General features: G+C 50.1%; 10 protein-coding genes. 8 read left to right on the top strand and 2 right to left on the bottom strand.

Annotation, left to right across the window (positions count from 1 at the left end; all coding sequences use genetic code 11):
• Window positions 1-195: 195 nt before the first annotated feature.
• Window positions 196-855 (bottom strand): phosphoglycolate phosphatase, encoded by a 660-nt coding sequence (gph, locus tag BZJ18_RS02210; protein WP_077455171.1) that lies wholly within the window; start codon window positions 853-855, stop codon window positions 196-198.
• Between the two features lie 16 nt (window positions 856-871).
• On the bottom strand, window positions 872-1,585 hold the full coding sequence (gene ubiG / locus BZJ18_RS02205) for a bifunctional 2-polyprenyl-6-hydroxyphenol methylase/3-demethylubiquinol 3-O-methyltransferase UbiG (RefSeq protein ID WP_077455170.1): 714 nt from the start codon (window positions 1,583-1,585) through the stop codon (window positions 872-874).
• A gap of 685 nt (window positions 1,586-2,270) precedes the next feature.
• On the opposite strand from ubiG, the gene gyrA reads away from it, so the two are divergent.
• The 8 genes from gyrA to lapB all read left to right on the top strand — a co-directional run bounded on the left by gyrA (window position 2,271) and on the right by lapB (window position 12,351).
• Window positions 2,271-4,940 carry a DNA topoisomerase (ATP-hydrolyzing) subunit A gene (gyrA, locus tag BZJ18_RS02200; RefSeq protein WP_077455169.1) on the top strand — a complete coding sequence of 890 codons (2,670 nt, stop codon included), beginning with the start codon at window positions 2,271-2,273 and terminating at the stop codon, window positions 4,938-4,940.
• A gap of 182 nt (window positions 4,941-5,122) precedes the next feature.
• Window positions 5,123-6,205 (top strand): 3-phosphoserine/phosphohydroxythreonine transaminase, encoded by a 1,083-nt coding sequence (serC, locus tag BZJ18_RS02195; protein ID WP_077455168.1) that lies wholly within the window; start codon window positions 5,123-5,125, stop codon window positions 6,203-6,205.
• Window positions 6,206-6,346: 141 nt separating this feature from the next.
• Window positions 6,347-7,630 carry a 3-phosphoshikimate 1-carboxyvinyltransferase gene (aroA, locus tag BZJ18_RS02190; protein WP_077455167.1) on the top strand — a complete coding sequence of 428 codons (1,284 nt, stop codon included), beginning with the start codon at window positions 6,347-6,349 and terminating at the stop codon, window positions 7,628-7,630.
• 158 nt (window positions 7,631-7,788) lie between these two features.
• Window positions 7,789-8,472 (top strand): (d)CMP kinase, encoded by a 684-nt coding sequence (gene cmk, locus BZJ18_RS02185; protein WP_069588873.1) that lies wholly within the window; start codon window positions 7,789-7,791, stop codon window positions 8,470-8,472.
• Between the two features lie 102 nt (window positions 8,473-8,574).
• Window positions 8,575-10,245 (top strand): 30S ribosomal protein S1, encoded by a 1,671-nt coding sequence (rpsA, locus tag BZJ18_RS02180; RefSeq protein ID WP_069588938.1) that lies wholly within the window; start codon window positions 8,575-8,577, stop codon window positions 10,243-10,245.
• Window positions 10,246-10,317: 72 nt separating this feature from the next.
• Window positions 10,318-10,602 carry an integration host factor subunit beta gene (gene ihfB, locus BZJ18_RS02175; protein ID WP_069588875.1) on the top strand — a complete coding sequence of 95 codons (285 nt, stop codon included), beginning with the start codon at window positions 10,318-10,320 and terminating at the stop codon, window positions 10,600-10,602.
• A 288-nt stretch (window positions 10,603-10,890) separates the two neighbouring features.
• Complete coding sequence (locus BZJ18_RS02170; RefSeq protein ID WP_069588877.1) at window positions 10,891-11,178, top strand: LapA family protein; 288 nt, start codon at window positions 10,891-10,893, stop codon at window positions 11,176-11,178.
• A gap of 3 nt (window positions 11,179-11,181) precedes the next feature.
• On the top strand, window positions 11,182-12,351 hold the full coding sequence (gene lapB, locus BZJ18_RS02165; protein WP_069588879.1) for a lipopolysaccharide assembly protein LapB: 1,170 nt from the start codon (window positions 11,182-11,184) through the stop codon (window positions 12,349-12,351).
• Window positions 12,352-12,447 lie beyond the last annotated feature (96 nt).

Raw genomic sequence — 12,447 nt, 5'->3', positions numbered from 1 at the left:
TCTTGGGGATGTTATAACGCAAGTTAGTAATCACCAACCTAGCGTTCCAAGTGCGCCAAGATTAGCGAGAATTTCAATCGTTGAAACAGTAAAAAGGCCAAGAAAAAAAATTTATTTTGATTGATCTTGGGCTCGAACAGTGATCCGTTTTAACTGATTGAAAAGGCAACAAACCCCACGGTTTGTGGGGTGTGATTAGGATCCAATAAAGGCACTGAGATGGTGTGGGGTGGCGAAAATATGATCTGCTTCCCATTTACTGATTACATCATCACCACCTGTGTATCCCCACGCGGCGACCGCGGCACCCATATTGGCCGCCCGTGCGGCTAACATGTCATTTTCAATATCTCCGACATAGAAGCAGTGCTCTGGTGCACAATTAAGCGTTTTCGCTGCCTCGAGAAGCGGCAATGGGTGAGGCTTGGCGTGCGCGTAAGTGTCAGCCCCGACAATAACCTGTGCCTGCTGCAGGCGTGGAAAAAAGGTTAACAGCTGATGGGTGAGCCCTTCAGGTTTATTGGTGACAATGCCCCACGGGATGGCCTGATGCTCTAACAGATCGAGGAGCGCTTCGATACCTTCGTACAAAGTCGTCCCCGAACAAATCGCTTGGCCGTAATGATGCAGAAAACGGGCCCGCAAGGCGATGGGATCTTGCTCTTTGGCTTTATCACCAAACCCTGCGGTCAGTAAACCGCGCGCCCCATGACTGGTATGGCGGTAGATTTGCTCTTGGCTAAGAGGTGGTAAGTTGTACTCTGCGAGCACGCGGTTCGCTGCCATGCCCATATCCGGCGCGGTATCTAGCAGCGTGCCATCGAGATCAAACAAAACCGTTGCGGGGGTGGTCATACAATGCCTCAACTCTTTAAGCGGGGTTGACAGTGTGGAGCAAATAATTCACGTCGACATTGGCGTTGGATAACTTATAGATGCCGATTAATGGGTTGTAGTGTAAGCCGGTCATACCACGCGCTTGGAGGGCAGTGGTATCGATCATCGCCATCAGTTCAGAAGGACGAATAAACTTATGATGGTCGTGAGTGCCTTTCGGAACCAGTTTGAGCAGGTGCTCGGCGCCCACGATAGCAAATAGCCACGACTTGGTATTGCGGTTGAGCGTCGAAAAGAAAACATGACCGCCAGGTTTGACCATGTTCGCACACGCTTGGATCACTGAGGCAGGTTCTGGCACGTGTTCTAGCATCTCCATGCAGGTCACCACATCGTACTGGCCGGCGTAGCTATCAGCGTGTTCTTCAGCGGTCGACTGAATGTATTGTACGTCAATACCGGATTCGAGCGCATGCAAGCGTGCAACGGTCAGTGGCTCTTTGCCCATATCTAGTCCCGTGACCTCGGCGCCTTCGCGAGCCATACTTTCGGCAAGAATGCCTCCGCCGCAGCCAACGTCTAACACCTTTTTACCAAACAGGCCGCCGGCTTTTTCTATCACGTACTGCAAGCGTAGCGGGTTGATTTGGTGGAGGGGTTTAAACTCACCTTCCAAATCCCACCAGCGTGATGCCATGTCTTCAAACTTTTGAATTTCTGCCGGGTCAACGTTAGCTACGTGGCTCATAAATACAGCTTCCTTATTGGTTTTGCTGCATTATATACCCAAATGCTGTGTCGTTGCAGCTCGGGAACGCGTGGAACAAAGGAAGTGTAATTGGTGGTATTGGGCACGCAAAAGGGCGCTGCAGGATAAGCGAGCTTAGTGGTCCCGCCAAGTGTCGGTGAGCGATAAACGCGGCTCGCCAGCCGGGCCGCGTGATAGTGGTTACAAGGTTGCAGTCATCATTGCACTGACAGCAATGATGCACGCTAACATGTATTTACCGGCAATCAAGCACATTCCGATAGCATTCACGATACGAGTCAGCATGCTGCTTACTCCTTAGTCGAACGTGTCGACAACAATCCTTTCTACGCGTCGTATGTCACGCGTTCTCACGATTTAAGTATGGGCCAAAATGGCTGAAATGACAGCAAACAGGAAGCGATAAAGGGTGAAGATGACGCTGCTATACGGTAAATAGAAAAAGTAAATAAGCGCTGAGGACGTTTCTGGGCTTTTATTTTTAATTCTTGATAGCCAGACACGGAAGTGATGGGTTTTTACCCGCATAGACGCGTTGAGAGGCTTTTCTAACGAGATCTATGATACATCTTAGCCATATTCACGTGTCTAGCGAGTGGCTTTGTGTTATCCTCCGTGGTCACGTATTTGAATACGCAAACATTATTTGAGGGATGTTGGCTCCATGAGCGATCTTGCTAAAGAGATCACGCCAGTCAATATCGAAGAGGAGCTGAAAAGCTCGTATCTCGACTATGCAATGTCTGTCATTGTTGGCCGAGCTCTTCCTGACGTGCGTGATGGCCTAAAGCCAGTACACCGCCGCGTTTTATTCGCGATGAATGTACTTGGCAACGACTGGAACAAGCCATATAAAAAATCGGCCCGTGTGGTCGGTGACGTAATCGGTAAATACCACCCACACGGTGATAGCGCGGTTTACGACACTATTGTTCGTATGGCGCAGCCTTTCTCACTGCGTTATATGTTGGTGGATGGCCAAGGTAACTTTGGCTCCATTGATGGTGACTCGGCCGCGGCGATGCGTTACACCGAAGTGCGCATGGCAAAAATTGCCCATGAGCTCCTCGCGGATCTAGACAAAGAAACAGTGGACTACGTACCTAACTATGACGGTACGGAGCAAATCCCTGATGTTTTACCGACGCGCGTGCCTAACTTGTTAGTGAATGGCGCTTCTGGTATCGCGGTGGGGATGGCAACCAACATCCCACCTCATAACATCACCGAAGTGATCAACGGCTGTCTGGCGTATATCGATAACGAAGATATCACCATCGATGAGCTGATGGAGCATATTCCGGGTCCTGATTTCCCGACCGCGGCGATGATCAACGGCCGTAAAGGCATCGAAGATGCTTATAAGACCGGTCGAGGCAAAATCTATCTACGTGCGAAGGCGGAGATCGAAGCAGATAAACATGGTAAAGAAACCATTGTTGTCAATGAGATCCCGTATCAAGTTAACAAAGCGCGCCTGATTGAAAAGATTGCTGAGCTTGTCAAAGATAAGAAAATTGAAGGCATTTCAGCGCTGCGTGACGAGTCAGATAAAGACGGGATGCGGATTGTGATCGAATGTCGCCGCGACGCGGTGGCAGAAGTCGTTCTCAACAACCTGTATGCCCAGACTCAGTTGCAAACGTCGTTTGGTATCAACATGGTGGCGCTGGATAACAACCAGCCAAAACTCTTCAACCTCAAAGGGATGTTGGAGTGTTTTGTCAATCACCGCCGTGAAGTGGTCACTCGTCGTACTGTGTATGAATTACGCAAAGCGCGTGAGCGTGCACACATCCTTGAAGGTCTAGCGGTTGCGCTGGCTAACATCGATGAAGTAATCGAGCTTATTCGTCGAGCGCCGACCCCAGCAGTTGCCAAACAAGAGCTACAAGCACAAGGCTGGAGCTTAGGTGGCGTGTCTGCCATGTTGGAAGCGGCGGGTGTTGATTCTGCGCGCCCTGAGTGGTTAGCGCCTGAGTTTGGTGCACGAGATGACGGTTCCTACTATCTGACTGAGCAACAAGCGCAAGCGATTCTGGATTTGCGTCTGCATAAGTTGACTGGGCTCGAGCACGACAAGATCCTTGATGAATACAAATCGCTGCTGGAACAAATTGCTGAATTAATGCATATCTTGGCCAGCACCGAGCGTTTGATGGAAGTGATCCGCGAAGAGCTTGAGGCGATTCGTGATAGTTATGGCGATAAGCGCCTGACCGAGATCACGGCGGCAAGCGCTGACATTGATATCGAAGATCTGATCAACGAAGAAGATGTCATCGTGACATGGTCACACGAGGGATATGTGAAATATCAAGCCTTGAGTGACTATGAAGCGCAGCGTCGCGGTGGTAAAGGTAAATCAGCCACGCGCATGAAAGATGAAGATTTCATTGAGCGTCTGTTGGTAGCGAATACGCACGACACTATCTTGTGCTTCTCGACACGTGGCCGTATGTACTGGTTGAAAGTGTATCAACTGCCACATGCGTCGCGTAACGCACGCGGTAAACCGATCGTCAACTTGCTGCCATTGGAAGACGACGAGCGGATCACCACTATTCTGCCGGTTCGTGAATATGCAGAAGACAAATACGTCTTCATGGCCACTGCGCACGGCACCGTGAAGAAAACCCCGCTGACTGACTTTAGCCGTCCACGCAGCGCGGGCATTATTGCCGTGAACCTGCGTGACGGTGATAGCCTCATTGGCGCGCAGCTGACTGATGATAACAGCGAAGTCATGCTGTTCTCGCAATTCGGTAAAGTGGTGCGCTTTGTGGCGTCTAACGAGACAGTACGGGCAATGGGCCGTACCGCGGCAGGTGTCCGCGGGATTCAGCTCGCAGAGAAAGACCAAGTCGTTTCCCTGATTGTGCCGCAGTCGGATGGTGATATCCTGACGGTGACGGAGAACGGCTTTGGTAAACGCACGGCGCTGGAAGAATATCCAACGAAGAGCCGTGCGACCAAGGGTGTGGTCTCGATTAAAGTCTCTGAGCGTAATGGTGACGTTGTCGGTGCCATCCAGGTATGCACCGGTGATGAACTGATGTTAATCACCAATGCCGGTACCCTGGTACGTACCCGCGCGGAAGAAGTCAGCCAAGTGGGCCGTAATACCCAAGGCGTACGACTGATCCGCGTCAGTGATGATGAAAAAGTGGTTGGTCTTCAGCGTATCGAAGAGCCGGATGAAGAGGAAATGGAAGCACTGGCTAACGAAGCGGCGGCAAATGCCAATGCAACCAGTGACGCACCCGCCTCTGAGACCAGCTCTGAGGACAATGATGACACACCGAGTGAGACGGATAGCGATCAAGACGCTTAAGTCCTCGTGTTGCAATCATAAAACAATAAAAGGGTGCAGTGATCTGCGCCCTTTTTTACGCGCTATATTTCCAAAGCCCATGCAAACGTGTTAAATCAGTAGCTACGCCTTTCAACGATGTATCTTCGTCAAAACGCGAGATACGTCTTGCAGATAAAAAACAGCAGGAGCCCCTCCACAACATGGACAAGGTATACAATTTTTCTGCCGGACCCGCGATGCTTCCCCGCGAGGTAATGCTAAAAGCACAAAAAGAATTCACCAATTGGAACGGTCTTGGCACCTCGGTGATGGAAATCTCTCATCGCAGTAAAGAGTTTTTAGCCATTGCTCGTCAATCAGAGCAAGATTTACGTGAACTACTGGTGATCCCAGACAATTATCACATTCTCTTTTGCCAAGGTGGCGCACGCGCTCAGTTTGCGGCGGTACCCATGAACTTACTGGGTAACAACACCATTGCTGACTATGTCGATGGCGGTTACTGGGCGACGAGTGCCGTCAAAGAGGCCAAGCGCTACTGCACTCCCAATGTGATCAATGTGACGCGCGAGCGTGATGGTAAACGCGCTATCTTGCCGGCAAACGAGTGGTTGTTAAGTGATGATGCCGCATACGTGCATTTTTGCCCCAATGAAACCATTGATGGGATTGAAATCACGGATCTGCCGGAAACCAACAAACCCATCGTGGCAGATATGTCATCGAACATTCTCTCTCGCCCGATAGATGTGTCCAAGTATGGCGTGATCTATGCGGGGGCGCAGAAGAATATCGGTCCGGCGGGGCTGACCTTGGTGATTGTGCGTGATGATTTATTACACCTTGCTAAAGATGTGTTGCCGAGTGTGTTGAACTACAAAGTCTTGGCCGAGAAAGAATCCATGTTCAATACGCCACCCACCTTTGCTTGGTACCTGGCAGCAGAAGTCTTTAAATGGCTGAAAAAGAGAGGGGGAGTTGAGGCTATTTATGCGCACAATCAGCAAAAAGCGACGCTGTTGTACGATTGCATCGATAACTCTTCTTTCTATCGCAACGATGTTCACCCAGATAATCGCTCACTGATGAATGTGCCTTTCCAACTCGCTAACAGTGAGCTGGACGACACCTTCCTCGCCGAAGCGATGGAGCATGGATTGCACGCGCTGAAAGGGCATCGAGATGTCGGAGGAATGCGCGCGTCAATCTATAATGCAATGTCCCTTGAAGGGGTTCAGGCATTAGTCGACTTCATGGTGAAGTTTGAGAAAAAATACGCCTAACGCGGTGTAAAACGGTTTGCGTCCCAGCCGCTTTTTGCGTCTGGGACGTTTTTGTTTCTACTTTGATAAAAATAATAATTGTGAGATGGCTTGTATTTTGGTTACTCTGGTTGCACAAAGCATCACGGAAATTAAACCAGAATGGAGCAACTGACACTTTCCCCGATCTCTCATATCGATGGTCACATTAACCTTCCCGGCTCAAAGAGTGTATCTAATCGCGCTTTACTGCTGGCCGCGCTAGCATCCGGTACGACGCGCTTAACCAACCTGCTCAACAGTGACGATGTGCGTCATATGCTCAATGCATTTACTGACTTAGGCGTGTCTTATCAGCTGTCTGACGATCGCACTGAGTGTGTTGTGGAAGGGTTGGGACACGCCTTTCATACCCAAGCGCCACTGGAGCTGTTTTTAGGCAATGCGGGTACGGCCATGCGTCCATTAACGGCCGCGCTGTGTTTGGGTGAAGGTGAGATCACTCTAACCGGTGAGCCGCGCATGAAAGAGCGTCCCATTAGCCACCTTGTTGAGGCACTCAATGCCATAGGGGCAGAGGTTCGCTATTTAGAGAGCGAAGGCTACCCACCATTACATATTAAAGGCACGGGTCTCGCTGGCGGCGATGTCAGTATCGATGGCAGTATTTCTAGCCAATTCTTAACCGCCCTGTTGATGGCCGCGCCGTTAGCGCGTGAAGAAACGCGGATCACCATTAAAGGCGACTTGGTATCGAAACCCTATATTGATATTACCTTGGCGATCATGGCCCAGTTTGGCGTCGAGGTACATAACGATAACTATCAGCGGTTTGTGGTTCCGGCGGGGCAACGCTATCAATCGCCAGGCCATCTGATGGTAGAAGGCGATGCGTCATCGGCTTCTTACTTCCTCGCGGCCGCGGCCATTAAAGGCGGTGCCGTGAAGGTCACCGGTATTGGTCGTCATAGTGTGCAAGGTGACATCCAATTTGCCGATGCGTTAGCGGCAATGGGCGCTGACATCGAGTGGGGTGATGATTACGTCATTGCACGAAAAGGCGAGCTTCATGGTGTGGACATGGACTTCAACCACATCCCTGACGCGGCCATGACTATTGGGGTAGCGGCGCTGTTTGCCAAAGGCCCCACGCGTATTCGTAACGTTTACAATTGGCGAGTAAAAGAAACCGATCGCTTACATGCGATGGCAACCGAGTTGAAAAAAGTGGGAGCGGTGGTCGAAGAGGGGGATGATTACTTGTACATTGAACCGCCTCAGCAGCTCACTCATGCGGCGATCGATACCTATGACGATCATCGGATGGCGATGTGTTTCTCGCTGGTGGCGTTGAGTGACACGCCAGTTACCATTAATGACCCGGGTTGTACGTCAAAGACGTTCCCAGACTACTTTGAAAAACTCGCGGCCATTAGTCAGTCTTGAATATCCCACCGCCATACGTACGGATAAACTGACGGTGGCGGTGATTTCCTCCTCGCTTTCTTCTATAATAAGCGCCGATTTATCGGCGTTGCTTCCCTTTGTATGAGGGCGCTTGGATAGCGCAACGTCGACGCACTCAACCAAATGTGGAGAGATTTATGCCGACACAGGCGCCTGTTATTACAGTAGATGGCCCAAGTGGTGCTGGAAAAGGAACCTTATGTATGCGACTGGCAGAAAAACTGCAGTGGCATTTGTTGGATTCTGGCGCGATATACCGTGTATTGGCATTGGCTGCGATTCACCATGATGTGGACACCACCTCAGAAGATGCATTAGTGCCATTGGCTGCTAACCTAGATGTACAGTTCATCGCCGAAGGTGAGCTGGTAAAAGTGATTCTGGAAGGCGAAGACGTTTCCGCGACGCTACGTACCGAACAAGTCGGGAATCAGGCGTCAAAAGTTGCCGCGTTACCACGTGTGCGTGAAGCACTGTTGCGTCGTCAACGCGCGTTTGCCGGCGAGCCGGGATTGATTGCCGATGGCCGTGATATGGGCACCGTGGTCTTTCCGCAGGCCGAAGTGAAAATATTCTTAGATGCCAGTGCACAAGAGCGTGCCCGCCGCCGTCAGCAGCAGTTGCAAGAAAAGGGGGTTAATGTTACCTTTGACCGCCTTTTAAGTGAAATTCAAGAGCGTGATGACCGTGACCGCAACCGAGCGGTGGCACCATTACGCCCCGCGCCAGATGCATTGGTGCTAGATTCAACCTCACTGTCAATTGACGAGGTGATCGAGCAAGCGCTGGCGTTTATTGAAAGCAAATTATCGGCTGCATAAGCAGTCTATAACCGTTAGCTGCAAGGATGATGGCTAACATATTTAACAACCCCATGCGGTAGGATACCCGTGGACGTTTATCAAATTGAAGATTTAAATATAATGACTGAATCTTTTGCTCAACTCTTTGAAGAGTCTCTAAAAGAAATCGAAACTCGCCCAGGTTCTATTGTTAAGGGTACTGTTGTTGCTATCGAGAACGGTTTCGTTCTGGTTGACGCAGGCCTGAAATCTGAATCTGCTATCCCAGCTGACCAATTCAAGAACGCTGCTGGCGAACTTGAAATTGAAGTTGGCGGTCAAGTAGACGTAGCCCTGGACGCAGTGGAAGACGGTTTCGGTGAAACTCAGCTTTCTCGTGAGAAAGCTAAGCGTCACGAAGCTTGGATCCAGCTAGAGAAAGCGTACGAAGAAGCTGAAACCGTGATGGGTATCATCAACGGTAAAGTGAAAGGTGGTTTCACCGTAGAACTGAACGGCATCCGTGCGTTCCTACCGGGTTCACTGGTTGACGTTCGTCCAGTACGTGACACTTCTCACCTGGAAGGCAAAGAGCTCGAGTTCAAAGTAATCAAGCTTGACCAGAAGCGCAACAACGTTGTTGTTTCTCGTCGTGCGGTTATCGAGTCAGAAAACAGCGTTGAGCGTGACGAGCTGCTAGCTTCTCTGCAAGAAGGCATGGAAGTTAAAGGTATCGTTAAGAACCTGACTGACTACGGTGCGTTCGTTGATCTGGGCGGCGTTGACGGCCTGCTTCACATCACTGACATGGCGTGGAAGCGCGTTAAGCACCCATCAGAAATCGTTAATGTTGGTGACGAAATCAACGTTAAAGTTCTGAAGTTTGACCGTGAGCGCACTCGCGTATCACTAGGCCTGAAGCAACTGGGTGAAGATCCATGGGTAGCAATTGCTAACCGTTACCCAGAAGGTCACAAGCTGACTGGTCGCGTAACCAACCTAACTGACTACGGCTGCTTCGTTGAAATCGAAGAAGGCGTTGAAGGTCTGGTACACGTGTCTGAAATGGACTGGACCAACAAAAACATCCACCCATCTAAAGTGGTTAACGTGGGTGACGAAGTTGAAGTTATGGTTCTGGACATCGACGAAGAGCGTCGTCGCATCAGCCTAGGTCTGAAACAGTGTAAAGCCAACCCATGGCAGCAATTCGCTGAAACTCAGAACAAAGGCGATCGTGTAACTGGTAAGATTAAGTCAATCACTGACTTCGGTATCTTCATCGGTCTAGACGGCGGCATCGACGGTCTGGTTCACCTGTCTGACATCTCTTGGAACGTGGCTGGCGAAGAAGCTGTTCGCGAATACAAGAAAGGTGACGAGATCTCTGCAGTGGTCCTTCAGGTTGATGCTGAGCGTGAGCGTATCTCACTGGGCATCAAGCAAATGGAAGAAGACCCATTCAACAACTATCTGGCAGCCAACAAAAAAGGTGCTATCGTTAACGGTACAGTGACTGCTGTTGACGCGAAAGGCGCAACTGTTGAGCTAGCAGAAGGTGTTGAAGGTTACCTGCGCGCTTCTGAAGCGGCTCGTGATCGTGTTGAAGACGCGACTCAAGTACTTGCTGTTGGTGACAGTGTTGAAGCGAAGTTCACCGGTGTTGACCGTAAGAACCGCGTTCTGAACCTGTCTGTACGTCTTAAAGACGAAGCTGACGAGCAAGAAGCAATGGCTAGCCTGAACAAAGCCGAAGAAGGCGCGTTCGGTAACGCTATGGCTGACGCGTTCAAAGCAGCGAAGAGCGAATAATGCACAATAAGAGGGGGAAATTTTCCCTCTCTGCATTTATACTGTTGAGAAACATACTAAAGCGGGGTGTTTATGACCAAATCTGAGTTGATTGAAAGGCTCTGTAGTCAGCAAACCCATCTATCTGCAAAGCAGGTAGAGGATGCCATCAAGGAAATCCTTGAGCACATGGCGACCACACTCGAGAGCGGTGACCGCATCGAGATCCGTGGTTTTGGTAGTTTCTCACTGCATTATCGTGCGCCTCGTGTGGGGCGTAATCCTAAAACGGGCGAAAAAGTGGAATTGGACGGTAAGTACGTTCCGCATTTTAAACCGGGTAAGGAACTTCGCGATCGCGTTAACATTTACAGTTAAGCGATGTGCGCTGAAAAAAACGGCATGCTGTAGGTGTGCCGTTTTTTTATGTCTATCGATCATAGCTTGCGTGATGAATTTCCTGCATAATCATACCTCCTGTGTAAGATCTCGTACCAGTCATCACAAGGTCAGGCGCCGGATGTTACGCCTTGATACACGCACACCTTTAATACGGTGCGCAGCTTGGCTTAACTCACAGGAACTATCACAGTGACAGATGCCTCGCATCTGGCAGGTTTATCATGATTGATGGGGCGCTAGGCCTTTCGCAATGAGGGAATACTTGTGAAAATACTCGGCATTCTGTTTCTGGTGTTATGCTTTTTGATCACCTTGGCGCTGGGAGCGCAAAACCAAGAAGTGATTAACTTTAACTATCTTATCGCGCAAGGTGAATTTAAGCTGTCAGTCATCTTGGGCATTGTCTTTGTCATTGGCTTTGGCATAGGCTGGCTGGTATGTGGAGCGCTGTACCTCAAAGCGCGCTTAACGGCGCGAGGATTGCGTAAGCAGGTAGAGAAACAACGCAAAGAACTTGATAAATTGCGTACGGACCCGCTTAAGGAACATTAATTCATGCTAGAGCTGTTGTTTCTGTTATTGCCAATAGCGGCCGGTTACGGCTGGTATATGGGTAACAGGAATGCTCGTCATCGACGGCAAGAACAGTCACATCATCTGTCTCGTCAGTATGTCACGGGACTCAATCTACTGCTGTCTGAGCAGTCGGATAAAGCAGTCGATCTCTTTATTGAACTGCTCCAAGTCGATAATGAAACGATTGATACTCACCTCGCGTTGGGCAACTTGTTTCGCTCTCGCGGCGAAGTCGACAGAGCGATCCGCATTCACCAAAACCTCATTGCACGTCCTAACCTGACCCTCGACCAACGTAATCTCGCCATGCAACAGTTGGCGAAAGACTACATGGTAGCGGGCTTTTTCGACCGCGCAGAGAAAATCTTTGTCAAATTGGTCGATGAGCCTGACTACAAAGAGTTTGCGCTACAACAGCTTTTAGCGATTTTCCAGCAAACACGTGAGTGGGAACAAGCGATAGATACCGCGGCCAAACTGGTTAAATTGGGTAAGAGCAAACTGCGCAAAGACATCGCTCATTTTCACTGTGAGTTAGCGATGCAGCAGATGGGTGAGGGGAATGAGCACAAAGCCCGACAACTGCTACGGCGCGCCCTGTCCTATGATAAAGGCTGTGTCAGAGCCAGTCTGATGCTAGCCAAGCTTGATATTCAGCACGAGGACTATAAAGGGGCGATTAAGCAGCTGGAAAACATTCTCGAGCAAGATGCTGATTTTGTCAGCGAGGCTTTACCGCTTCTCGCGCAAAGTTATCGCGCCTTGGGACGCGAAATGCAGCTTGTCCGTTTCTTAAAAGAATGTATTGAGAAAAAAGCCGGCGTCAGCGCTGAACTGATGCTTTCAGAGGTGATCAGTGCCAATGAGAACCTCGCGATGGCACAAAGCTTCCTGACCCGCCAACTAACCCGTAACCCGACCATGCGTGGTTTCCACAAGCTGATGGAATACCATGTGGAACAGGCGGAAGAGGGGCGCGCGAAAGCCAGTCTCAATACCCTCAAAGACCTTGTTGCAGAACAGATTAAAGTTAAGCCGCATTACCGTTGTCGTAAGTGTGGCTTTTCCACCCATGCGCTTTATTGGCAGTGCCCCTCATGTAAAAACTGGGGAGCGATTAAGCCAATTCGGGGCTTGGATGGGGAATAATGGCGATGCAGTGGCATCGCCGTTTTTTTATCTTGCTGTCACCGCAAATGGCTGCGACAGCTGGGGAGCACGCAGAGTGCGAGAATAACAACCTTG

The sequence above is a fragment of the Salinivibrio sp. IB872 genome (assembly GCF_001995345.1).
Classification (GTDB): Bacteria; Pseudomonadota; Gammaproteobacteria; order Enterobacterales; family Vibrionaceae; genus Salinivibrio; species Salinivibrio proteolyticus.
Note: the sequence above shows the minus strand (reverse complement) of the source record. Positions and strands in the feature narration are given on the sequence as shown.